This window comes from Melittangium boletus DSM 14713 (assembly GCF_002305855.1).
In the GTDB taxonomy this organism is placed as follows: Bacteria; Myxococcota; Myxococcia; order Myxococcales; family Myxococcaceae; genus Cystobacter; species Cystobacter boletus.
This window is the reverse complement of record NZ_CP022163.1, coordinates 2,065,280-2,090,237: the sequence shown is the minus strand read 5'-3', so window position 1 is coordinate 2,090,237 and position 24,958 is coordinate 2,065,280. Positions and strand designations below refer to the sequence as shown.

Annotated in this window: 13 protein-coding genes; 6 read left to right on the top strand and 7 right to left on the bottom strand. The window is 69.2% G+C overall.

Annotated features, from left to right (window positions below; translation table 11 throughout):
- The first annotated feature begins 214 nt into the window (after positions 1-214).
- Positions 215-1,474, top strand: coding sequence for a cytochrome P450 (locus MEBOL_RS08640; RefSeq protein ID WP_095976970.1), 1,260 nt, complete (start codon positions 215-217; stop codon positions 1,472-1,474).
- Positions 1,475-1,482: 8 nt separating this feature from the next.
- Here the strand turns inward: MEBOL_RS08640 and MEBOL_RS08635 are convergent, their stop codons facing one another.
- Positions 1,483-2,637, bottom strand: coding sequence for a glycosyltransferase family 2 protein (locus tag MEBOL_RS08635; RefSeq protein ID WP_095976969.1), 1,155 nt, complete (start codon positions 2,635-2,637; stop codon positions 1,483-1,485).
- Between the two features lie 91 nt (positions 2,638-2,728).
- On the opposite strand from MEBOL_RS08635, the gene MEBOL_RS08630 reads away from it, so the two are divergent.
- Positions 2,729-3,820, top strand: a complete 1,092-nt coding sequence (locus MEBOL_RS08630; protein WP_157774823.1) for a hypothetical protein — start codon at positions 2,729-2,731, stop codon at positions 3,818-3,820.
- A 9-nt stretch (positions 3,821-3,829) separates the two neighbouring features.
- Here the strand turns inward: MEBOL_RS08630 and MEBOL_RS08625 are convergent, their stop codons facing one another.
- From MEBOL_RS08625 to MEBOL_RS08615, 3 genes are read right to left on the bottom strand one after another with little or no spacing between them, the layout of a single operon-like run.
- The gene (locus MEBOL_RS08625) at positions 3,830-5,245 is read right to left on the bottom strand and encodes a TolC family protein (protein WP_170115469.1); all 1,416 of its coding nucleotides are present in this window, start codon (positions 5,243-5,245) and stop codon (positions 3,830-3,832) included.
- A 23-nt stretch (positions 5,246-5,268) separates the two neighbouring features.
- On the bottom strand, positions 5,269-6,606 hold the full coding sequence (locus tag MEBOL_RS08620) for an HlyD family secretion protein (RefSeq protein ID WP_095976966.1): 1,338 nt from the start codon (positions 6,604-6,606) through the stop codon (positions 5,269-5,271).
- A 17-nt stretch (positions 6,607-6,623) separates the two neighbouring features.
- Positions 6,624-8,855, bottom strand: a complete 2,232-nt coding sequence (locus MEBOL_RS08615) for a peptidase domain-containing ABC transporter (protein ID WP_218920887.1) — start codon at positions 8,853-8,855, stop codon at positions 6,624-6,626.
- Positions 8,856-9,245: 390 nt separating this feature from the next.
- Here MEBOL_RS08615 and MEBOL_RS08610 point away from each other — a divergent pair, with 390 nt between their 5' ends.
- From MEBOL_RS08610 to MEBOL_RS08600, 3 genes are all read left to right on the top strand, one after another.
- A complete protein-coding gene (locus tag MEBOL_RS08610) occupies positions 9,246-10,676 on the top strand; it encodes an amidohydrolase family protein (RefSeq protein ID WP_245919565.1) in 1,431 nt (476 codons plus the stop codon).
- A gap of 44 nt (positions 10,677-10,720) precedes the next feature.
- Positions 10,721-15,997 carry a trifunctional serine/threonine-protein kinase/ATP-binding protein/sensor histidine kinase gene (locus MEBOL_RS08605; protein WP_095976964.1) on the top strand — a complete coding sequence of 1,759 codons (5,277 nt, stop codon included), beginning with the start codon at positions 10,721-10,723 and terminating at the stop codon, positions 15,995-15,997.
- Between the two features lie 418 nt (positions 15,998-16,415).
- On the top strand, positions 16,416-17,396 hold the full coding sequence (locus MEBOL_RS08600; RefSeq protein WP_157774822.1) for a hypothetical protein: 981 nt from the start codon (positions 16,416-16,418) through the stop codon (positions 17,394-17,396).
- Positions 17,397-17,401: 5 nt separating this feature from the next.
- On the opposite strand, the gene MEBOL_RS08595 is transcribed toward MEBOL_RS08600, so the two are convergent.
- A complete protein-coding gene (locus MEBOL_RS08595; RefSeq protein WP_157774821.1) occupies positions 17,402-17,902 on the bottom strand; it encodes a hypothetical protein in 501 nt (166 codons plus the stop codon).
- A gap of 177 nt (positions 17,903-18,079) precedes the next feature.
- Here MEBOL_RS08595 and MEBOL_RS08590 point away from each other — a divergent pair, with 177 nt between their 5' ends.
- Positions 18,080-19,564 (top strand): hypothetical protein, encoded by a 1,485-nt coding sequence (locus tag MEBOL_RS08590; RefSeq protein WP_095976961.1) that lies wholly within the window; start codon positions 18,080-18,082, stop codon positions 19,562-19,564.
- Positions 19,565-19,581: 17 nt separating this feature from the next.
- Here the strand turns inward: MEBOL_RS08590 and MEBOL_RS08585 are convergent, their stop codons facing one another.
- Both MEBOL_RS08585 and MEBOL_RS08580 read right to left on the bottom strand, forming a co-directional pair.
- Positions 19,582-23,040, bottom strand: a complete 3,459-nt coding sequence (locus MEBOL_RS08585; RefSeq protein ID WP_095976960.1) for an nSTAND1 domain-containing NTPase — start codon at positions 23,038-23,040, stop codon at positions 19,582-19,584.
- Positions 23,004-24,809 (bottom strand): CHAT domain-containing protein, encoded by a 1,806-nt coding sequence (locus MEBOL_RS08580; RefSeq protein ID WP_157774819.1) that lies wholly within the window; start codon positions 24,807-24,809, stop codon positions 23,004-23,006. The genes MEBOL_RS08585 and MEBOL_RS08580 overlap by 37 nt, the downstream gene beginning before the upstream one ends.
- Positions 24,810-24,958: the final 149 nt, after the last annotated feature.

Below are 24,958 nucleotides of genomic sequence, written 5' to 3'. Positions count from 1 at the left end.
TAAATTGGAAATCAAGTAAACTCTTGACCTCCCGCGTCAGCCGTCCATATCCGCCGCCACCCGTACAGTCTGGGCAACTTCTTCCAGTCAAATGCCTTCGAATGCCTTTAGCCCAAGCGGCCAGGCGCTGATGGCTCGTGATACCGTATCCGCCTTTTCCCGGGTGTCCACGGAACCGGGACAATGTTTTTTGCAGCCGAGAAAGAGTTCATCGATGTCCGCCGAGCAGACGAACCCGAGTGAGAACCGGCCCGCGTCGCAGTTCAACCCTTACGCGCCCGGGTATGAAGCGAATCCCCATCCCATGCTCGAGAAGCTGAGGGCGGAGGCGCCGCTCTTCTACTGGGAGCTGGGGCGCAGCTGGATCGTCAGCCGGTATGAGGAAGGCCTCGCCGTGCTCCGCGATGACAAGCGCTTTTCCCCCAACCGGGAAGACTGGGAGTTCGCCTCGGTGATGGGCTCCGACGCGATCATTCCCGAGATGGAGGAGCTGAACAAGAATGGGCTGTTCGCCCTGGGCGAGCAGGGCCACGCCCGTGTGCGCAGGCTCGTCAGCCCGGCGTTCACCCCGCGCGCCACCGAGCGGCTGCGTCCGGAGATCCAGGCCATCGTCGATGAGCTCCTCGACACCATGGCGGCCAAGGGCCGGCTGAACATGGTCCATGACTTCTCGGAGCGCATCCCGGCACGGGTCATTGGCTCCATGTTGAAGATCCCCAGCGGACACGAGGAACAGTTCCACGAGTTCACCAACGCGGTGGCCAAGAGTCTCTTTCCCAGCGCGCTCGCCCCCGAGGAACTGGCGCCCCTGCGCCGGCAGATCCGCGAGGGGATTTCCCTGGTGACGGAGACGATCGAGGACCGGCGCCGCAACCCGCGGGAGAACGACATCCTGACGACGCTCATCCAGACGGAGGAGCAGGGGGACACGCTCAACAAGCACGAACTGCTCGCGCTGGTGTCCTCGCTGATCGTGGGAGGCTTCGAGACCACCGTCCACCTGATGTCTTTCTGTGTGTACAGCTTGTTGCAACAACCCGGCGTGTTCGCCGAGGTGAAGGCCCGGCCCGAGCTGATCAAGAACCTGGTCGAGGAGGTGCTGCGCTTCGACAACTTCGTGAAGATGGGGCCCGCCCGCTACGCCCTGGAGGACCTGGAGATGGGGGGCGTGCGCATCAAGAAGGGGCAGATGTTGATCATCTTGCTCACCAGCGTGCTGCGCGATGAACGCGCGTTCGACAAGGCCCATGTCTTCGATGTCCAGCGCAATGGGAACTCGAACATCGCGTTTGGACATGGGGCGCACTACTGCCTGGGGGCGAACATGGCTCGGCTCCTGGTCCAGATCGCCATGGGCACCCTGGTGCGCCGGTTCCCGGAGATGCGGCTCGTGAATCCGCCCGCGTTCGGGCCGCACTCCCTCATGCGGAAGATGGAAGTGCTCGAAGTCGAGCTGGGCACGCCCTCGGCGTGATGCTCGAGTCAGCGCCCCAGGCGCTGTCCGGCGCGCAGCACGGCCGTGGGGTAGAACGTCCCTCGCCAGAAGACGCCTCCTCGCACGAGCGCCAGCACGGCCGAGCGGATCGAGACCCACGTGGTCGGCAGGACGCCCAGGAAGGCCAGGGGGGCGGTCCACCGGGAAAAGCCCGCCCAGACACTGAAGGCCCAGGTCGTCACGGCGCCCATCGCCCAGGTGGCTCCTCCCAGCAGCATGAGCGCGGAGTGTCCCGAAAGCACTCCCGCGAGGAACCCGCACTCGAGCACCACCAGGACCAGGTTGCCCAGGATGAGCGAGGTCAAGGAGAAGGACGCACCGCTCTTCTCCATGGCTCGGTTGAAGGCGCCCAGCGATGGATAGAACTCGAGGCTCACGGCGTTGCGGCCATTGAGCACGGCCTGCTTCGCGCCGGAGCGCTTGAGCATCGTTCCGAGCATGACGTCGTCGGCGATCTCCATCTTCAGCCACTCCAGCCCCGGGGTGCGCTCCAGGGCCGAGCGGCGCACGAGGTTGAAGGCGCCAATCCCGAGGCTGGCGGACGAGCGCGGATCGGACACCTCCCACATCCGGGTTCTCACGCACACCATCCGGAACATGGAGACGAGCGTCATCTGGAGCAGGAAGCCAGAGCAGGTGAACTGGGGGAACACGGTGACATGGTCGAGCCCCTCGTGCTCCGCGAAGGCGATGATCCGCTCCAGGGTTTTCGGGGCCAGGTGGACATCCGCGTCGCTGAAGAGGAGCCACTCTCCGCTCGCGCGCTCCAGTCCCCGTTGCATGGCGTGAACCTTCCCGAGCCAGCCCTCGGGAAGTTGCTCGACGTGCACCACCTGGAGTCGGGGTTCGCTCTGGGCGAAGCGGTCGGCGAGGGTGCCCGTCGCATCCGTCGAGCGGTCATTCACCAGGACCAACTCGAGTTCCGGGTAGGTGTTTCCCAGTTTGGAGCGCATGGCGGACTCCAACGTGCGCTCCTCGTCGCGCGCGGGCATGACCAGCGACACCCGCGGCCAGCGCACGGGCGGCGGCGCATCCAAGCGCTCGATCCGGGGCAGGGCACGCATGACCCGGCGAAGCAGAACCGCCAGGTTCATCAGATAGAGGGCACTGGCCGCGGTGAGGATCAGGAGGAGCAAGAACATAGTGGGTAAAGCGGGGTTTATCACCGCGCGTAATCCGAAGCAGGGCCCCAGGTGAAGTCAGGACCTGAACGGAGGTATGCTGCGTGCCTCCATGAGCCAGCGAATCGACCCCAATCGCCCCGCCGCCGCTCCTCGTGCCGAATCCGCGGCCACCCCTGCCACCCCGGCTCGCACGACGAACCGGGCCGTTCCGCCCGCCGCCAGCGGCGACGACGATGCCTTCAAGGGGACGACCCTCGCGGGTCAGCGGCGCGCCTTCGCGGGTCACTTCCTGGGCACGCCTCCGCCCGCCACGCCCATCTCGGCGCCCACGGGCACCGCTCCCGCGGCCGGCACCGCTCCCGCGGCGGCGGTGGCGCCGGCACGCACCGAGGCCCAGGTGCGCGAGGAACTGGGCCGCTCGGTGGATCGCGCGCTCGACACCCTTCCGGGCACCCTGAGTCCCTCGGCCCGCGAGCGCATCCGCACCGCTGTCATCGAGGACGCGGCGGCCGCCGCGCGCCAGCTCGGCGTGAATCTCTCGACCCTCCAGAAGGTGGAGATCGGCTTCAACGTCAACGGCGGCGTGTTCACGGCCGGCGTGGCGGCGCAGGTCTACCCGCCCGATCGGATGAACACCTGGAGCGCGTCCGTCGGGGTGAGCACGCCCAACCGTCCGGGCGGCTCGGTGTCGGTGTCCTATGGCTTCAATACCGGACACGCCCTCATGGGCGGAGACACGTCGATCAACGCCCGGGTCTCCGGCCCCTTCACGGTCAAAGGGGGCACGGACGGCTCCATCACGCTGGAGCATGATCTGCCCTTCCTCTCCCAGGGCGGTGGCCTGCCGAGCGCGGGCATCGAGCTGAGCGTGCCCTTCCAGGAGCTGGCCGCCCGGGGCCAACAGGTGATGGCCGAGGTGGAGCGCGCGACGGGCAACGACCGCGTCGGGCTCACGTTCCGGGCGCATCAGATCACCAGCGAGGCGCATACGCAGTCCGATGCGCGCTACCGCGAGCGCCAGCGGGCCATCAACGAGGAGTTCAACGCACGCCTGCGCACCATCACCATGCCCGAGCATCGCGCCATCGTGGACCGCGAGCGCACCCAGCGGCTCACCGAACTCCAGCAGCAGCACAACGAGCAGTACCGCATCATCCAGCAACTGCACGATCAGATGATCGCCCGCATCGAGCGGCGCTGAGACACGTGCTCATGGAGCCCGCGGGCGCTCATCCCCCGAGGGCTCGATCGCGACCGTGGCGGCGAGCAGGTCCACCATGGCGCGCTGGTATTCCAAGAGCGCCTTGACCTCCACGAGCTCGGCTTCGACCGCTGCCTGCTCGCGCTGATTGACCACCAGCAGACTCGTGTCCCCATGCTCGAAGCGGATGTACTCCGCACGCGCGAGCTGGCGCGCCACCTCCGCGGCGCTCTGGGCGAGCCCCACCCGCTCATAGGCGGCCCGCAGGGCCGAGATCGTGTCACGCACCTCGGTGACGATTTCATCGCGCGCCAGCCGGGCCCGGGCATCCACCGCCGCCTGCCTCGCCTCGGCGGCCCGGCGTTGGCCCCGGGCCTCCCGGGCGAACAGGGGAATGTCGAGCGTCAGCGACGCCTGGAGCTCGGTGGGCCGCAGGTTGGCGGGACCCTGGCCTACGTCCCGAGCCACGCGTAGCCCGAGGTCCACGGCGGGGGCCGCCTGGTTGCGGGCCAGCTCCGCGTCCACCTGCAACACCTCGCGCCGCAGCTCCAAGCCCCTCAGCTCCGGGCGCCGGTGCAACGCCTGCTCGAGCCATTCCTCCAGTCCCGCCTCCAGCGCGGCCTCGGGAAGGGGGAGCCCGTCCGGCAGACGCGCGGACGAGACGACCTGGGGCTCGCCCCGGGCATCCCGCAGGTACAGCGACAGCTTGAGCGCGGCCTGCTCGAGCGCCCGCCGCGCGGCGACCCGATCCGCGTCCCGCGCCAGGAGGACCCGCTCGTTTTCCGTGTGCTCGATTCGCGGAATGTCTCCCGCGGCCACGCGGCGCGCGAGCTGCTCGCGGCGCGCCACGGCCAGCGCATGCTGCGCGGTGGCGATGGACAGCTGCCGACCCGCGGCCACCCAGTCCCAATAGTGGTAGGCCGCCTGCCGTTGCACGCCGAGCCGCTCCCCCGCGAGTTCGAACGCGGCGATCCGCTGCCGCAGCCGCGCTTGGGAGAGACCCGCCCGCCGCTTGTCGATGGCGCCATCGCGCCACAGGGGAAGCGCGACCCCCGCGTGCACCTCGCCCCCCGAGAGCGTCTCGTACTGGCCGTAGTACACGGGGAAGTCGCCCTGGCCCAGGCGGTAGCCCGCGGACAAGCGCAGGCCCCACAGCGGCGTGGGCTGCTCGACGGTCGCCTCGATGCGCTCGTGCGGGTAGTAGCTGAACGGAACGGCGAGCCCCCGCGCCCGCACCAGGGGGTCGAAGCCGCCCTCGGCGGAGAGCACCTCGGCCTCGGCGGCGGCCACGCCCCGCTGGGCCGCGTCCACGCGCGGATGGTGCTCGCGGGTGGAGCCAAGCACCTCCTCGAGCGAGAGGGGCGCGTGCGCCTCACGGGCCAAAGCCCGGGGCGCCATCCCCGTCAGCACCGCGAGCAAGACCATCCCGGACATCCGGCGCACGCCCATCACACGCTCCCCTTGGACGGCTTGTCCGACTTGTCCGAGGCCTTCTTCTCGGTGGCGACCGACGGGGGAAACCCATTGAACTGGCGCCACAGCTCGAACCCCAGACGGACCTTGTCCAGGAGGATCCACCCATTGGCGCGCACGCCCTGGCGCAGGAACCGGCCCTCGGGCCAGGGCTCGCCCTGGTCCGGCACCACGACGATGCGGAACGCCCCCAAGCCATCGTCCGCCGCGTCCACGAAAGCCACCGTGCCCCCGAAGGTGCCCACCGCCACCGAGGGCCAGCCGGCGAACTGGATGGCGGGCCAGCCCTCGAACTGCAGCCGCACGTGACGTCCCGAGGTGATGAGGGGGGCATCCCGGCCGGCGACCCGCAGCTCCACGGCGATCGCATCCGTGTCGGGCACCAGCACGGCCAGGGGATCGCCCACCTTGACGAACTCCGCGCCCTGCTGGGCCATCACCCGCAGGAGCGTGCCCGCGCGCGGCGCGTGGATGCGCTGGGTGGACTGGCGCGCGAGCAGGCTGTCCAACCGCGCCAGCTCGATGCGCTCCTTGGCGAGCTCCGCCTTGGAGGACTCGTACCGGGCGAGGCCATCATTGACGAGGGCATCCGCGTCCGTCTGGATGCGCTGGCGGTCCGAGCCCAGCGCCGCCAGTTCGCTGCGCGCGGCCTCGAGGCTGGCGCGGGCGCTCTCCACGTCCGTGCTCGTCTTGGCGTACTCCAACTGGGCGAGTTCCACGGCACGCGTGGCCGTCAGGCCGTTCGCGTGGAGCGTGCGCTGGCGCTCCAGCTGGAGCCGGGACGTCTCCCGCGCGACCTGGGCCGCGGAGAGCGACTGCTCGGCGGCCCGGATGCGCTCCTTCACCATGCGCACGCGCGAACCGGCCGCCTCGACGCTCGACGTGCGCGAGGAGCGCAGCGCGTCCACGCGCGACTCATAGGCCCGCATCTGGCTCTGGGCCGCGCGGATGCGGACCTCGATGGCGTCACGCTGCTCGCGCAGCCGGGTCATCAGCTCCGGATCATTGTCGGCCAGCTCCACGAGGAGGTCGCCCGCTTCGACCCGCGAGCCCTCCTGCACCGCCCAGTGGATGATGCGCCCGGCGATGGGGGACTGGACGGTCTGCTGACGATCCAACGGGGCGTAGGCGATGACCCGTCCGTGGCCCGTGATGTTCTGCTGCCAGGGCGCCACGAGCAGCGCGATGGCGCAGAGCACCAGCAGCAGGAGCAGGCCCCCGGCGACCTTGCGGGCCACCCGGGTGTCGTGGCGGACCAGACGCATGACGGGAAGCGAGGGGGGCGAGGGCGGGGTCGAGGTCGGCGTGGTCATGAGAGCGGAGCGTGGGTTCAGGACAGGGTGGAGGCCCGAGCCGACGACTCGGGGAGGAAGGAGAGCAGCTGGCCATCGCGCAGCTCGAGGGCGCGCTCGCACCGCACGAGCAGGTCCGGATGGTGGGTGATGAGCAGCAGGGTCCAGGGCGCATGGGGCGCCAGCAACGTCCGAAGGACGCGGTCGCGGCTGGGGGCATCGAGCGAGTCCAGCGCCTCGTCGATGATGAGCAGGCGCGGGCGGAGCAGCAGCGCCCGCGCCAGATTCAGCAGCACCCGCTGGCCCGAGGACAACGGCTGTCCCCCCGTGGTGATTTCCGTGTGGAGCCCCTGGGGAAGCCGGGAGATGGCGTCTCCCAGGCCCACGTCCTCGAGCACCCGCCGGATCTCCTCCAGCGGCAGGCCGGGCTGTCCCATCCGGAGGTTCTCCACGAGCGTTCCGGCGAAGAGCTCCGTCGCCCCGACGAGCGCCACGTCCCGGCGCAGCGCCGCGAAGGACATGTCCCGCGTGTCGGCGCCGTCCAGCAGGATGCGGCCCCGCGTGGGGCTCCGCAGGCCGTAGAGCAGCTCGCCCAGTGTGCTCTTGCCCCCGGCGGTCTCACCCGTGAGCGCCACCTTCTCTCCCGCCCGAAGCGCGAGGTCGATGCCGCGCAGGACCGGCGCGTCCTCGCGGTAGTGGAACGTCAGCTCCCGTACCACCAGGCCCGCGGGCCCCGAGCGAGGCGGACGGCTCTCGCCCAGCTCGCGCTCCACGGGCAGATCCACGAGCTGGCCCAGCTTGTCCGCGGCCGCCAGCAGATCGTAGTAGGCCTCCAGGTGCTTGCCGAACTTGGCGAAGGCCGCCAGGACGGCGGTGACGATCAACTCGGCGGCGACGAGCTGTCCCAGCGACAGCTGCCGGTCGATGACGAGCCAGCCGCCCAGGCCGAGCAAGAGCGCGCTCGCCACCGCCTGGAGGCCCAGGGCTCCGAGCACCTGCCGGAAGAGGTACTTGAAGTGCTTGCGCCGGCTGCCCAGCCAGTCACGCGCGAGCGAGTCGGCCCGCTCCTGGGCATGCTCCGCGCCTCCACTCTGACGGAAGGCGATGGGGTGGCGCACCAGCTCCTGGAGCCAGGCCGCCACGGCGTACTTGGCCTTGGACTCCTTGAGGCCCGTCTCGGCCGCCGAGCGCCCATAACCGATGAGGATGCCCGCCACGCACAGCAGGAGGAAGAAATCGAAGGCCAGCAGCATCGGGTGGTAGAAGGCCAGCATCAACAGGCCAATGCCGGTCTGGAGCACCACCGCCAGGCCCTCGAGCAGCAGCGTCGCGCTGGCCTTCTGGACGGTGACGACATCGAAGAAGCGGTTGGCGAGTTCGGGTCCGTGCGCTTGATCCATCGCCTTCGCCCGCACGCGGGGCAGCCGGTGGCTCAAGTCGCTCACCACCCGGATGAACAGCCGCTGCTGGATCAGCTCCACCACCCAGTACTGCATGGCCCGCAGGGCCGCCGCGAACACCAATCCCCCGAGCAGCAGGATGCTCAGCACCACCAGGGGCTGCAGCAGCGCGCCGAACGCCACGGTGTTGACCAGCGATTGGACGGCGATGGGAGTGGTCAGCGCGAAGAGCCCGACGCCCACCGCGTAGACGATCACCGCCCGGAGGTCCGCCGCTTCCAGGCGCGCCAGCTCACGCACCCGCGCGAAGGGCGAAAGCGTGCGACCGTCCGCGCGCCGCAGGGCATGCAGCGGCTCCGACTCCTCGGCGAGCACCCAGGTGAGCGGCGCCGCGCCCCAGGCGGAGAGCCGCGTGACGAGCTCCCGGTGCGTCCACCGCGCACCGTCCTCGGGCAGGAAGCTCGCGCGCACCCGCACGCGCCCGCCATCCCACTCGTCGAGCAGGAACCACCGCGCCTCCTCCCCGGAGACGAACACCGTGGCGAGCGGGCCCTGACGGTGGCCCTCGCGCAGAACGTCCTCGAGCGGGCGGCGCAGGAGCGTCAGCGTGAGACCCACCGCCTGACCGGCGTGCTGGAGCCACGGCCCCCACGTCTGCTCGAGCGAACCCGGCTGGTGCCGCGTGGCATCTCGGAGCGCCGCACGGACGGCGCCCTGTTCAGGCGAGTTGCCCGTGGAGTGAGCGAGCGCCAGGAGAATCCCCTCGAGCGCCAGAGGCGAGGCGGTGCCGTCCCCCAGGGCCTGGGGAAAACCCCCCGGCGAGGCGGAGGGCACGGGGAGCGTGTCGTGGTCGTGATCGGACATGGACATAGGGGAAGAGGGTCGAGCCCGGCGTGGCCGTGGACGGAGGTGGCTGGGTGAACAAGGTAAAGAACCCCATCGATTCCGAAAGGCAGGAAAACTGGCACGAACCCTTCGGAAAAACCGATGGATCGCCGATGCCCGCGGAACCCGCTCCAGCCAGCGAAACTCGACGTCGCGCCCCACCACCCACTAGTCTCGCCAGCGCTCCAGGGACATCAGGGTCGCCGCCTCGTGAATGAGGTGGCACGACAACGGGCTCTCGTGAGCCCAGAGGGGGAGTTCGACATGTGCCAGAAGCTCTGCGGAAACCACTCGAACCATGACGGCGAGCCAACGAATGCGGGCTCCTCCCGTCGCGAGTTTCTCTCGGTAGGGGCGTCCGCCCTCGGGGCCGCGATGGCCTCCTCGGTCCCCACGCCGGCGCTGGCGGCGACCGCGCAGGAGGGAAGTGCCAGCGACCAGGACATGCCACGGGACACCGGTGCGTCGAACCGGCGCTACCTGCTCAAGGGCGGCGCGGTCCTCAGCATGGATCCCCAGGTGGGGAACTTCGCCCAGGGTGACGTGCTCATCGAGGGCAAGCGGATCGTCGCGGTGGGGGCCAGGCTGAATGCTCCCGGCGCGGCGATCATCGACGCCACGGGCATGATCGTCATGCCGGGGTTCGTGGACACCCACCACCACCAGTACCAGACCGCGCTGCGCAGCTTCCTGTCCGACGGCCTGCTGTTCAACGATGGGCTGCCGCACGGCGAGAAGAACTACCTCGACTACATCCACTCCAAGATCACGCCGGTCTTCAGGCCGCAGGACGCCTACCTCGCCGAGCTCGTCTCGTCGCTCAGCCAGCTGGACGCGGGGGTGACCACGGTCGTCGACACGTCGCAGGTGGGACATACTCCGGCGCACACCGATGCGGTCATCCAGGGGCTTCAGGACGCGGGCCGCCGCGCGGTCTTCGTGTATTCACCGGGCGCGGGCCCCGGCAACATCTTCCCGAGGGATCTCCAGCGGATCCGCGGCCGGTACTTCTCCTCGACCGATCAGCTCCTGACCCTGGCGATGGGCGGGGAGGTGTCCGACGCCTCGTTCCGGACCTACTGGGCGATCGGGCGCCAGAATGGCCTGCCCATCGTGACGCACCTCGTCGGCAGCCTCGGCCAGGCCACGCTGGTGGAGCAGCTCGCGAGCGAGAAACTGCTCGGGCCCGACATCATCTTCATCCACGCCAGCCGCATCTCGGAGGGCTCCTGGCGGGCGATCGCCCGCTCGGGGGCGAACGTCTCGATCGCGGCACCGATCGAGATGGCCATGCGGCACGGCCTGCCGCCGATCCAGTCCGCGCTCGATCATGGCGTCCAGCCCGCGCTCAGCACGGACGTCGAGTGCACCATGACCGCGGACTTCTTCACCCAGATGCGGACCGTTTTCACGCTCCAGCGGGCGCTCATCAACGAGCGCGCGATCAACGGCGAGACGAACCTGCCCGAGCTCCTCACGTGCCGCGATGTGATTCGCTTCGCCACGGTCGAGGGAGCCCGGGTGGCCCGCCTCTCCCACAAGATCGGCTCGCTGACCCCGGGCAAGGAGGCGGACATCCTCCTGCTGCGCGCGGATGCCCTCAACGTGGCCCCGCTCAATAATGTGCCGGGGGCCGTCGTCACGTTGATGGACCGCGTCAACGTGGACACGGTCATCGTCGCGGGACGGATCCGCAAGTGGCGAGGCGCCCTCGTCGATGTGAACTGGGCCCCCCTGCGTGCCGCCCTCGAAGCGTCCAGGGACTACCTCCTCCAGGCGGCGGGCGTCCAGCGCGTGCTCTTCTGAGAGGGGATGTTGCGTGAGCGCGGTCCTGAGGGTGGACTTCATCCATGTTGAACCTTTCAGGCTACACGCTCCGTCGTCCGGTCCGCGCCACCGACTCGAACCTGCTGTTCCAGGCGGTGCGCGAGGCGGATGGTGCACCGGTCATCATCAAGACGCCCGTGGGCCCCTGCGCGGGCCCGCGCGAGGACGAGCGGTACCGCCGGGAGCACAACATCCTGCGGAGGCTGCTGGGCGTGCGCGGCGTCACCCGGCCCCATGGTTACGAGCGGGTCAACGGCCGCCCCGTCCTGGTGCTGGAGGAGGTGCAGGGGGTGGCCCTCTCCGAGGCGGTGGGCCGGCCCTTCGAGCTCGCCCGCTTCCTCGAGCTGGCCGTCTCCCTGACCTCGACCCTGGCGGAGATTCACCTCCGGGGGGTCATCCACAAGGACATCAAGCCCTCCAACATCATCGTCACGCCCTCGGGCGAGCCGCGCATCATCGACTTTGGCGCCGCCACCCTCCAGCGCACCGAGCATGTGGACGCGGCGCTGACCCACCTGATCGAGGGCACACTGGCCTACATGTCCCCGGAGCAGACCGGGCGCATGAACCGCGTGGTGGACTACCGCACCGACTTCTATTCGTTGGGCGTGACGTTCTACGAGCTGCTCACGGGCGTCCGGCCGTTCCAGGGGCGTGACGCGCTCGAGTGGTTCCATGCGCACATGGCCCAGCTGCCGAGGCCGCCGCACGAGCTCGTCGCCAGCGTTCCGCCCGTGCTGTCCGCGATCGTGATGCGGTGCCTGGCCAAGGTCGCCGAGGAGCGCTACCAGAGCGCCGAGGGGCTGCGGCACGACCTCGCGGAGTGCGGGGAGGGCCTGCGCCGGGGCGCCCTCGAGCTCTTCGTGCTGGGCAAGCGGGACATCCCCAGCCGCTTCCAGCTCCCCCAGCGGCTCTACGGGCGAGACACCCACGTCGCCACGCTGCTCCAGGGCTTCGAGCGAATCGCGCGCGGAGGCCGGCCCGAGCTCATCCTGGTGCGCGGCTACTCCGGCATCGGCAAGTCGTCGGTGGTCCACGAGCTGCACAAGCCCGTGGTGCGGCGGCGCGGGTTCTTCCTGAGCGGCAAGTTCGATCAGCTCCAGCGGGATGTTCCCTACGCCACCCTGGCCCAGGCCATCCGGGGGTTGGTGCGCCAGCTGCTGGCGGGCACCGACGAGGAGGTGGCCTGGTGGCGCGAGCGCTTGCGCGAGGCCCTCCAGGGCAACGGCCAGGTTCTCGTGGACCTGGTGCCACAGCTCACGCTCCTCCTGGGCCCGCAGCCGGCGGTCCCGGAGCTTCCGCCCGCCGAGGCGCAGCACCGCTTCAACCAGGTGTTCCACCGCTTTCTGGGCGTCTTCGCCACCGCCGAGCACCCGCTCGTCATGTTCCTGGATGATCTGCAGTGGGCGGACCTGGCCAGCCTCCGGCTCCTCCAATCCCTGCTCACCGCGGAGGAGGCGCCAGCGGCGCTGTGGATCGGGGCCTACCGGGACAACGAGGTCAGCCCCTCCCACCCGCTGATGATGACGCTCGGGGAGGTGCACAAGGCGAAGGTCGCGGTGACCGACCTCCAGCTCGCGCCGCTGAGCCTGGCGCAGCTCCAGCACCTCGTGGGCGATGCGCTCCCGGGCGCGGGGGCGGAGGTCATCCTGCCCCTCTCGGAGCAGGTGTACGAGAAGACGGGGGGCAACCCGTTCTTCCTCCTGCAATTGATGCAGGCGTTGCACCACGATGGCCTCCTCGGCCGCACGCCCGGAGGAGGCTGGCGCTGGGATGCCGAGGGCGTCCGGGCCCGCGGGTACTCCGACAACGTCGTCGACTTCATGGCTCGCAACCTGCACCAGCTTCCCGCGAGCACCCAGCACCTGCTCCCCCTGGCGGCGTGCGTGGGCAACAGCTTCTCACTCGGGATGCTGGCCCTCATCGCCGGCCTGGAGGTGGACGAGGTGGAGCGGGGCCTCGAGCCGGCGCTCCAGGAGAGCCTGGTGGTGCGCAGCGCCTCGGAGCAGTACCGGTTCCTGCATGACCGCATCCAGCAGGCGGCGCATGCCCTCATCCCCGAAGGCGAGCGCCAGGCGATCCACGTGCGCATCGGGCGCCTGCTGCTGGAGCGCCTGTCCGCCGAGGAGGTGCGCGAGAAGCTCTTCGAGATCGTGAGCCAGCTCAACACCGGGGTGGAGCTCATCAGCGGCCACGAGGAGCGCCACCGCCTCGCGCGCCTGAACGCCGAGGCGGGCTGGAAGGCCCGGGCCTCCAGCGCGCACGGCTCGGCCGCCGCCTATCTCGCGATGGCCTTCTCGCTCATCCCGGGCGACCCCTGGGTGCTGGACCCCGCGCTGGCCTTCAAGGTGCGGCTGGATCGGGCGAGCAGCGAGCTCATGAGCGGCAATCTCGCCGAGGCCCGCCGCCTGCTGGAGGAGCTGTGCTCGCGGGCACGGAACCGGGCGGACATCGCCGCCGCCTACACCTTGAGGCATGAGGTGCACCTCATCTCCGGCGAGATCGAGGCCTCCGTCACCTGCCTCCTGGAGGGACTGACCCTGCTGGGCATGCCGATGTCTCCGCATCCCTCCTGGGAGGAGGCCGTGGCCGCCCGGGAGGAGGTCCAGGCCCTGCTGGGTGGCCGTTCCATCGAGAGCCTCGTCGAGCTGCCGCTGATGACGGACGCGGACATGAAGCCGGTGATGAGCGTCCTGGGCCGCCTTTTCCCATCCGCCTACTTCACCGACAACAACCTGCTCGTCCTCCATGTCTGCCGGATGGTCTCCCTGAGCCTGCGCTACGGCAACACCAACGAGTCGGCGATCGGGTACAGCTCGCTCGGCATCCTGCTCGGGATGTTCTTCAAGAGCTATCAGGAGGGCTACGCCTATGGCGTGCTCGCCCGCGCGCTCGTCGATCGGTACGACCTGACCCACGAGCGGGTCCGGGCGCTCTTCAACCTGGAGATGATCAGCTACTGGTGCCGGCCCCTGGCCGAGGCGCACGCGCACGCGCTGAATGCCTTCCAGCACGCGGTCCAGAGCAACGACTACCTGTTCGCCTGTTACATCGTCGGCCATGTCGTCTGGAACCGGCAGGCCATGGGGCACCCCCTGGATGACGTCTACCAGGACGCGATCGCCCGGATGGACTTCATGCGCAAGACGGGCTTCGTGGGGGTGGTGGATACCACCCTCATCGTCCTGCGCTACATGCAGCAGCTGCGGGGCCACTCGCCCACGTTCGGCACGCTGGATGGGGAGGGGTTCGACGAGAAGGCCCTCGAGGCCTCGTTGTCGCCGGCCCACATGAGCAGCATGGTGTGCCAGTACTGGCTCTCCAAGATGCAGGCGCGCTTCATGTGCGGCTCCTACGCGGAGGCCCGTGAGGCGGGGGACAAGGCGGCGGCGTTCATCTGGTCCTTCATCGGCATCATCCCGCTCCTGGACTTCCACCTCTTCCGCGCCCTCACCCTGGTCGCGTGCTGCGAGGGCGCGACGGAGGAGGAGCGGCGGCGCTACCTCGAGGCCGCCGAGGCGCACGGGCGACAGCTCGAGGAGTGGGCATGCCACTGTCCCGAGACCTTCCGCGCGCTCGAGCGGCTCGTCTTCGCGGAGCTGGCCCGGGTCCGGGGCCGCCTGGAGCAGGCGCTCCTCGCGTACGAGGAGGCCCTTCGCGCGGCCCGCGACCACGGCTTCATCCACCACGTGGCCCTGGTGTGCGAGCTGGCGGCGAACTTCTACCGCAAGCGGCATGCCCCCTTCATCGCGGAGGCCTACGCGCGCCAGGCCCGCGAGGCGTACGAGCAGTGGGGAGCCCACGGCAAGGTCAAGCAGCTGGACGTCCTGTGGCCGTCCCTGGTGAGCCCGGCGGCACCCACGAGTGGCACCACCACGACCTCCTCCTCGGAGTCCCGGGAGATCGACGCGCTCGCCGTGGTCAAGGCCCAGCAGGCCATCTCCAGCGAGATCGTCCTCGAGCGGCTGGTGTCCACGCTCATTCGGGTCGCCACCGAGAACGCGGGGGCCCAGCGGGGAGCCCTGCTGCTGCCGCGCGGTGACAAGCTCGAGGTCGTGGTCGACACGGAGGACTCGGGCGGCACGCGGGCCGCTCTGCCCTGGACGATCCTCTCCTACGTCCGGCGCACGCACGAGCATGTGCTCATTGGCGACGCGGCGGCGCCTCACCCGTTCTCGGGCGAGCCCTACCTCGAGCACAGTGGCGCGAGGTCCGTGCTCTGCCTGCCGCTGCTGCGCCAGGAGTCGCTGTCGGGGGTGATGTACCTGGAGAACCGGTTCGCCTCCGGGGCGTTCACGCCGGAGCGCATCCTGTTGCTGGGGCAGCTCGCCTCGCAGGCCGCCATCTCCATCGAGAACGCCCGGCTGTACGCCGAGCTTCATCGCACCGAGGCCGCCCTGCGCGGCGCCAATGACGAGCTGGAGCGGCGGGTGGAGGAGCGCACGCGCGAACTCAAGCAGGCCCAGGCCCAGCTGGTGGACACGGCCCGCGCGGCGGGCATGGCCGAGGTCGCCTCGGACGTGCTGCACAACGTGGGCAACGTCCTCACCAGCGCCGTCATCAACCTGGATCAGATGCGCTCCGGCGTCGCGGCCTCGCGCTTCGACCGGGCGGCTCAGCTCTCCGCCCTGCTCAAGGAGCACCAGGAGGACCTGGTGGGCTTCCTGACGCGCGACCCGAGGGGCCGCGTCCTGCCGGACTACCTGCGGGCACTCACCGAGGAGCTTCGTCAGGAGCGGATCCAACTCCAGACGAACCTGAACGAGATGGGTCTGCATCTCGAGCACATCCACGCCATCATCCGGGTGCAGCAGGACTACGCCAAGACGTCACTCATCCTCAGTGAGTGGGAGCTCTCCCAGCTCATCGAGGACAGCCTGCGCTTCCAGATGGGCATGTTGCAGCGCCACGGTGTTTCCGTGACGCGCGAGTTCTCCGCCGCCCCCAGGATGCAGGTGGACAAGCACAAGGTGCTGCAGATCCTCATCAACCTCCTGAGCAACGCCAAGGACGCGATGGCCGAGCTCCCCGAGGGGCGACGTCACCTGTGCGTGCGGCTCACGGTCGAGGGGAGCGTGGCCCGGATTCAGGTGGTGGACAGCGGCAAGGGCTTCGCGCGGGAACTCCACAAGCAGCTCTTCGCGCTCGGCTTCACCACCCGCGAGGAGGGGCATGGTTTTGGCCTGCACTCGAGCGCGCTGGCGGCGCAGGTGATGGGGGGCCGCCTGCTGCTGGAGAGCGAAGGCCCCGGCAAGGGCGCCACGGCCACGCTCGAGCTCCCACTCTCACAGCCTCTCTGACAGTGGAGAAGAAAGACAATATCGTGTCTGTCCACCGGGCACGCCCAATGGACAGATGAACTGTCCTCCTGGGCATCTGGTCTTTTCCTGTCTTCAGGGCGAGCATCAGGGAGGGGTTCATTCATGCTCGTCGCCTTCTTGGCACTCGTCGTGGCCCAGACTCCAGTGCCTTGTTTGGAGCGCTACCAGTCCCTGTACCCCCACTGTCCTGGACTCGCGAACTGTCCTTCGACTGAACAGGAGGCCTGTTCGCTCCTGGCCAGCACCTTTCCGGTGGATGAATCGCGCCTCGGGCTGTTCCTCCGGGAGGATGAGGCCGTCGAGGTCATCTCTCGCGAGGCCGTCCAGCCCGCCCTGGGTGCTGGAATCGCCGGCACGCCCGGCCAGATCCACGGTCCAGGTTCAGACGGTAGGGCTCATGGGGGCCTCGCTGGGCCTCGTCGCCAGCGATTACGGCCGCGTCAGTCTCCTGTCCTTCTCGGTCAACCCGCTCGCCATCTCGAGCGAGGGCCGGGGCTCCTTCGCGCGTCTCTCGCGTCTCTTCGATGTCAGCGTCGTCCTGCCCGCCCCCCTCCTGGAGACGCCCTCGCCCAGATTCTTGGGATTGAGGGCCAACCTCGACTTCGTCGGCGCCGCCGTGGCCCAACGTGAGTTCGAGACCCTGTCGGCCACGGTGCTCCAGGCCCAGCGTCAAGCTCTCACCCTGGGGGGCTGGTTGCGCGAGGACTTGGGGCGTGCTCTCGACACGCTCCCTCCCGAGCAGCGCATGCGGTGTCTCGACGCTCTTTTCGGTTCTCGCACCACGCTCGATGGGCTCGCCGCCTGCGCTCCGGAGCTTCCCGCGCGCATCCGGGCCGCGACGGCCGCGGCTCCCCGGTTCCAGAAGGCGCTCGACGACTTCCAGGACTCGGTCGACTCCTCGCATGGAGGGCTCAATGTGCAGCTTGACGTTCCGGCGACCCTGTCCAGCCCCGTGCCTTTGCGAGCGGCGCTCCTGGGCTCCGGGACGTACGGCCTGCTCGGGGATGTCCGCTCCCCGTGGCGGGTCGATGCCATGGCCTCGTTTGGCCCGGACTACCTGCTCCATGCCGGGAACGGCGCCCTGGGCGCTACCCTGGCCGCCGCACTGGCCGTGAGGGCCCGGCTCTCCCGAGACATGCCGAGACTGCACTCGAGCATCGGATTGAGGGGCCATCTTGGCCAGGCGTCGGATGTGCGTGTCCTCAGTCTCGCGAGCCGGCCCGGGAATTATCTGCAGGTTCAGTGGGGTGCCAGCCTTCCGATCGGGCGGACCGGGGTGGCTGTGTCCGGCGGCATGAACTGGACCCTCGTGGGTCGCGAGTCCGGGCAGGTGGCGTTCGCCATGAACCTCCTCTATTCGCTGCCGGGCTGGGAATGATGACCTCACCCGGCTGGAGAGAGGGACAGGCTTCCCACCACCGCGTTGGCCAACACCGTCGCCTGGTCCCGCGGCAGATTGAGCTGGGTGGCGTTTTGAAAGGTCGTCTCGCGCACGCGGGTGAGCAGCTCGGGAGTCATCGAGATGCCCTGGCGCCGGGCTTGGGTCTTGTCCATGCCTTCCTTGAACCGCTTGAACATTCCCTTCACGAACTCCCCCACGAAACCCGTGCTCTCGGTCTTGAGCTGCTGCTTGACCTCACCCGCGAGAAACGCGACGACCTGGGTGACGACCGCCAGGATGGCGGGGGTCATCTGGGTCAGTATCTCGCCCATGCCAAAGCCGAGGATCTCGTCCTGGGGCGAGACCTCTCGCCGCACCTTGTCGGGATCCTCGAAATAGGCCGAGCTGGTCGCCTCGAACCGCGGCAACTCCCCGGGAGCCAGCTGGCGGACCAGATCTCGTGAAAGCTCCGAAATGATTTGCTCCTGGTCTTGATCAATCACGGTGTGCCCCTTCCGATCGTCCTTTCAGACATAGGTGGAGTTCAGTTCTACGTTGAAGTGACGAGCCTCAAACGGGAAGGGACACACCAGGAGCGCCGCCAACCGCTCAGCCCTCCAGCCGCTGTCTCGTTGCCCTTTCCCGCCGGGCCTCTCGCCGTCAGGAAAAGGTGGAGAGTCATGAGCACGCCGCAACGCACACCGCCGTCGGAACCACTCCAGGAAACACTCGAACTCCTGCTCGCCAGGGCCGATGATCATCAGCCCTTCCTTCCCTCGGGGCTCGATCCGGAGTCCGTCCAGAGCGCCCCTCGGCCCGAGCGGTTGCCGCGCCGGGCGGAGGTGCCTCTGCTGGAGAGAATCGATGCGGACCCGAACGCGCTGCCCGAGCAGCGCTGGGGAGTGATCGCGCCCGAGGGCGGAGAGGGTGACTCACTGCTGCGAGCCATTGCTCCGCTGGTGGAGCACCGGGCTCGGCAGCAGGACGCGGAGGTGAAGGTCTACCGGGTGCACCCGGACCTGGACGCGGCTCAGGCGGTCTCGTGGAGGGAGCGGGTGTATCGGGACGAGAGCGTTCCCCCCGAGGAGCGGCCCAGATACCTGCTGCTGCTCGGGAGTCCGGAGCGGGTCTCCTTCGAGTTCCAGCACGTGCTGGCCCAGGGCGCCTTCGTGGGTCGGTTGCACTTCGCGACGGGAGCGGGGACTTCGGACCTCGCCAGCCATGCCGCCTATGTGGAGAAGGTGCTGGCTCACGAAAACGCCTCCGAAGGAGCCGAGCCCCCCGACGTCTTGCTCTACACGGCCGCCGATGGCTCGCGGGCGACTGTCCGGGGCCATCAACTCCTGATGGAGCCCTGCCGGAAGATGGTGGAGGCGAGATGGATCCCCAGACACCTGGCGAGCAGGCTCCAGGTCCTCCCCGGTGAGGAGCCGGAGGCGCTGCCGCGCGTGGCCGGCGCGGTGCGCTCGGGCGTGTTGCTCTCCGTGTCGCATGGACTGGGGGCGCCGAATGGAGGATGGGCCTCCGCCGAGCAGCAGCGGGCGCGGCAGGGGGCACTCTGTCTGACGCCCGAGCAGGAACTCACCGCCGACAAGGTCCGGCATCGACCGTTCCTCCCAGGCGGCATGTGGTTCTGCGTGGCGTGTTTCGGGGCGGCCACTCCGCGCAAGAGCGCCTTTCATGCCTGGCTGTCGATGCTGGCGCGGCAGCGGCTCTTCCCTGGCCGCCCCGAGGCCGTGCTCGACAACCTGCCTCGGCCAGGCGAGCCCCCCTTCCTCGCCGCGCTTCCCCAGGCGCTGCTGGCCAATCCGCACGGTCCCCTGGCCTTCCTGGGACATAGCGATCTGGCCTGGAACTTCGGATTCTCCAACCCGGACAACCTCACCGAGAGCCGTGCGTCACGTATCCTCTCGGCGCTCGAGGTCCTGGCGAAGGGCAGCCGCGTGGGGGTCGCGCTCGATGCGCTGATGCGCTCGTTCCGGGACGTGAATGACGGCCTGATGTCCGCCTACCATGAGCGGCAGGAGGCTCTCGAGGAGGGTCGACCGGATCCCACCGATCCCAAACGGCTCGGATACCTCTGGATGCTCCGCAATGACTTGCGGGGCTATCTCCTGCTGGGAGATCCGGCGGTTCGGCTGCGGCTCCAGCGCGCCACGCGGTAAGCGGGTCCTTCGCGCGTTCAGGAGGGGCCACGACCCTGAGCACGCTCGCAGCCAGCGTAACGCGCGCGGGCCCGCGCTTCGCGCTCACGGAGATAGGTCTCGCGCAGGTCCGGCGTCAGGCAGTCCTTGTTGTCATGACGCAGATGTCGCTGGAGCTCGGGGATGGAGAGGAGGGTCCAGTTCCTCGCTGTCCTGTCACTGTCGGCGGTGACGAGGTGCTGGCCATCCGGGCTGAAGGCGGCGGATTGGACGGGCCCGGTGTGTCCCCTCATGAGGAGGGGTTCGCCGCTCCCATCGGCTCGCCACACCCGGGCGGTCCCATCGTCTGCCGCGGTGACGATGCGCTGGCCATCCGGGCTGAAGGCGGCGGAGCGGACGGGGCCCTCGTGCCCCCGCAGCACGAGGGGCTCGCCCGTTCCGTCCGCCCGCCACACGCGCGCCGTCCCATCCTCTCCGGAGGTGATGAGCTGCTGGCCATCCGGGCTGAAAGCGGCGGATGTCACCAAGCCAGCATGCCCTCGTATCACGAGGGGGTCGCCCGTCCCATCCGCCCGCCACACGCGCGCCGTTCCGTCCCAGGAGGCGGTGACGACACGCTGACCGTCTGGACTGAAGGCGGCGGACTGCACCTGCGCCGTGTGTCCCCTCAACACCACGGGCTCACCCGAGCCATCGGCCCGCCACACGCGCGCCGTTTCGTCGGTGCTGGCGGTGACGATGCGCTGGCCGTCCGGACTGAAGACGGCGGAGGTGACCTGTCCCGCGTGTCCCTTCAGCACCACGAGCTCGCCCGTGCCATCGGCCCGCCACACGCGCGCCGTTCCGTCCCAGGAGGCGGTGACGACACGCTGGCCGTCTGGACTGAAGGCGGCGGATTGCACCTGCGCCGTGTGTCCCCGCAGGACCACGGACTCACCCGTGCCATCGGCCCGCCACACGCGCGCCGTTCCGTCCCAGGAGGCGGTGACGATGCGCTGACCGTCTGGACTGAAGGCGGCGGAGGTGACCGGTCCCACGTGCCGCCTTAGCACCACGGGCTCCGTCGGGCCCCCGGCCCGCCACAGGCGCGTTGTTCCGTCCCAGGAGGCGGTGACGACACGCTGTCCATCCGGGCTGAAGGCGGCGGACAAGAGCACCCCCTTGTGTCCCTTCAACTCCACGGGTTGGCCCGTTCCCTCGGCCCACCACACGCGCGCCGTTCCATCCCAGGAGGCGGTGACGATGCGCTGGCCGTCTGGACTGAATGCGGCGGACTGCACCTGGGCCGTGTGCCCCTTCATGACTCGAGGCAGGCCCGTTCCGTCGGCCCGCCACACTCGCGCCGTTCCATCCCAGGAGGAGGTGACGACGCGTTGGCCCTCCGGACTGAAAGAGGCGGACACGACCGCTCCCGTGTGCCCCTCGAGCACCACGGGCTGGCCCTTCCCATCCGCCCGCCACACGCGCGCCGTCTTGTCGGTGCTCGTGGTGACGACGCGTTGGCCCTCCGGACTGAAGGCGGCGGACACGACCGAGCCCGTGTGCCCCTTGAGCACCACGGGCTCGCCCGTGCCATCGGCCCGCCACACGCGCGCCGTCCCGTCCTCGCTGGCGGTGACGACGGACTGTCCATCCGGGCTGAAGGCGGCGGATTGCACCTGCGCCGCGTGCCCCTTGAGCACCACGGGCTGGCCCGTGCCATCGGCCCGCCACACGCGCGCCGTCCCGTCCAAGGACGCGGTGACGACGGACTGTCCATCCGGGCCGAAGGCGGTGGACATGACCGCTCCCGTGTGCCCCTCGAGCACCACGGGCTCACCCGTCCCATCCGCTCGCCACACGCGCGCCGTCCCGTCCCACGAGGCGGTGACGACGAACTGGCTATCCGGATCGAAGGCCACGGAGGTGAGAGGCCCCCTTTGTCCTTTCAACTCCACGGCCTGGCCCGTCCCATCCGTCCGCCACACCTGTGCGGTCCCATCCGCGTTGGCGGTGACGATGTGCTGGCCATCTGGGCTGAGACGGGCCGCGTAGACCGCTCCCGAGGCGCGAAACGTCACCTCTGGAGCGCTCTGGGCCAGGGCTCCGTGCGCGAGCGTCGCCCACCCACGAATCCGCTCTGGTCGACGGATTTCGAGCAACAGCTTCATCGCCATCGCGGATTGGCCGCGCTCCAACAGCTCTCGCGACCCCGACATCAAGGACTGGTTGCGGGCCTGCTCCGCCTGCCTCAGCGCCCACAGGAACAGTCCCCCCATCGTCACCGCCACCGCCACCGCCACCATGGAGATGAGCCGCAACCTGCGCCAGCGGGCACGCTCCCGCTGGCGCTCACGCTGAGACGCCTCGTGCCGCAGCCGCTCCCGCCGGAGATCGAAAACCTTCCTCGCCAACCAGTCATGGCCCAGCTCGAAGTACCGGCTGCCGTGGTGCTCTCCGGCCAGCAGCACCGCGGTTGCCTCCAAGGTGCTCAGCACCTGCTCCGCCTGTCCCGGCGGGAGCGCGGCCCGTGCCTGCCGCTCCGTCAGCAACGCCCGGCTGCCATCGCTGGCCACCAGGTGCTCCTCCATCAGCCGCCGGGCATCCGCCGCCAGGGGCCCCAGCCCTTCCAACGTGGCATCCAGGTAGCGGTGCAGGATGGGCTCTGCCTCCACCGGCCCGTCCACCGTCCTCCCGGCGGCGCGCTCCTCCCAGAGCGCGCGGCAGACGATCTGCGCGAAGGCGGCCTGCACCTCCGCCTCGTCCGTGGCGTCCTGTCCCGGCGCCCGTACTTGCAACATCAGCTCCAGCACCTCGTGTGTGGGCCAGTGCTGCGCGGGTACGCCGGAGGCCGCCAGCCTGCGCGTCACGTCCACCATTTCCCGGACCGTGAGTGGGCCGAGCCGGAAGCCTTGCTCCATCAGCTCCGTCGAGCCACGCAGCCGCTCCCGGAATCGCCCCAGGTAGTCCTCGCGCAGCAGCAGCACGAGCTGCAGTCCCCGGAAGGGATTGCGCACCAACCGCACCAGTCCCTTGAACAGCGCGTCCGTCTGCTCTGGATCGCGCCCGGGGAGCAGCAGTTGCTCGAGCTGGTCCAGGTAGAGCAACATCGGCCGGTTCGAGCGCCGCTCCGCCAGCCGCACCGCTTCATCGAGCGCCTCGTTCGGGCCCATCTCCGTGGGTACCTCGCCGAGCCGCAGGTCCGCGAACATCGCCTGGACGAGCCACTCGAGCGGCTCTTGGCTGGCCAGCCAGGTGTCGACGCGGATCGCACGGAACTCATGCTTCTCCTCCAGCAGGGGAATCACTCCGGCCCGCATCAGTGAGGATTTGCCCGCTCCCGAGGGCCCGAAGAGAAGGAAACAAGGCCAGGCGAGGATGCTTCGCACCAGCTTGCGCGTGGACTCCTCCCGGCCGAAGAAGCGATCTCGTTCGCTCGTGCGATAGGGCTGGGGACCCAGAAAGGGATTGGCGAAGCCGCTCATCCGATCCTCCCGGCGGAGAGTGCCTCGAGCCATCGCATCAGCTCCGCATCCGTGGATTCGAGCGCTCTCACCCCCGTCCTTCCGGGTAATCCTCGGCCTTCCTCCCACAATTCCCGCTCATGAATCCCGGGGTCGAGCACGGCCATGCTGCCCCGCTGCAGCGTGCGCCTGCCGAAGAGCTGGTAGAGCAGCATCCGGTGGCACCAGTCCAGCATGGACAGCCCGACGAGCAGGAGCGGACGCAGGCTCAAGGCGCCTTGAATGGGATCGACGAGCTCGAAGGGCAGCAGGCTCGACAGGCCGCGAATGCCCAGCAGGTAGTCATCCTCGGTGAGCAACGGCCGGCTGAAGAGGTGGGCCGGCAGGTAGCCGGAGCAGAGCCGAAGCACGACTCCATCCCGCTCGGTATCCAGCGAAGCAGGGACCTTGTGCAGCCGCTCCCAGCGGCTCGTGCCGGCCTCGCGTCGCATCATCACGGCGTGTCCGTCGGCGCTCGATGAAGGCTGGATGACGTAGAGGGTGAGCTCCGGATGATGCTCGGCGAGGGACTGCTCCAGCACGGGCAATCGCAGGAGTGTGATGTGGACCCCGGCCCCGAGCCGCCGTGCCAACAGACTCAACAGCGGTGGCATGAACTCCGTCTGGCCGAATACTTCCTGGAACTCATAGTCCAGCTCCTCCTGCCCAATGCGCAACGCGTAGTGCTCCGCCAGGGTGCTCAGTGGCAGCTCATGTGACACATGGCCTGTCTTCTGAATGAGTTCGCCCTGGAGCCGTTCGCGCAGGCCCCGGAAGGAGGGTTCCTCCTCCTCCCAGCGATCTCCCAGCAGCAGCGTGAAGGGCTGTTCCAGGAGCCGAACCAGGGACTGAGGTGGGTGGGATGTCTCCGCGCGGAGGGCTGGGGTCGGTGGGGGCGAGACCCTGCGTGCCTTGAAGTCGAACAGCACGGGGTCGCGGCCGCGCAGGTACAGCACGGGAGAGAATGCCTCGGCACTGCCCTCCAGCTCCGCCAGCACGCCGCGTCGGGCCTCGTTGAGGCTGAGCGCCACGTCTCCCTCTTGCTGGGCCGCACGGGTGAGCGCTCGGTAGAAAGCACGCGAGCATCGAAGGGCCACGTCCATCCTCACGGGCCAAAGGTAGGCGACGACGGCATCCGCCGCGGTGCGAGTCAGCAGCTCCGCCGCGCTCGCCAGGGGGCCAGGGGTCGCGCCCTCACAGGCCTCCAGGACGATGAGCCGGAGGGGACCCTTGCCCCACGCCCCGTGGAGCTGCTGTGCCAGCAACTCCACCGGAACCCAACTCTCCTCGTCCTCCTCGTCCGCCAGCCGGAGGACGGGCTTTCCCTCGTGCAGACCTCCATGACCGATGAAGTGGAGGATGTGAGGCTCGGGCTGACGCCGCAGGCGTTCGAAGAAGGCGGCCTTCCGGGCCCTCGGTCCCGTGAGGGGTTCGAGCCACTCGATTTCACCCGAGGAAAGGCTCTCATGGAGCGTGCCCTGCAACCGAGGGAGGGAGTGTGTATGCAGCGGCGCGACAGCGAGGAGCCGCACCGCGCCTCGCACCTCGCGCGGCTGCCAGGGCTCGGGCGAGCGCACTCCACGCACTGGCAGGAGGCTCGCCGAGTTCCCCAGGAACTCGAAGTCCTTTCCGGGCTCGCAGAGGGCTTCCCAGGGAAAGCCCTGGAGGTCCGCATCCTGGAGCATGAGCCGGAGCAGGACGGGCCCGCCACTGGAGGCCTCGCGCAGCCGTGCGAGCACCCCCTGGAGCTCCCCCTGGAAGAGCGCTCGGTGGAGGGCTTGCACCCGTCGTGCGAGCTCGGAGTCGAGGGGCCTGCCGCTCTCGGCCGCCGCCTTTAGACGCCTGGAGAGAGCCCGGAGGGCGTCCGCATCGAGGTCAGGCCCCAGCAGGTGCACCCCGGGTTGCTCCTGACGGCAGCCCAGACCCCGGGCCC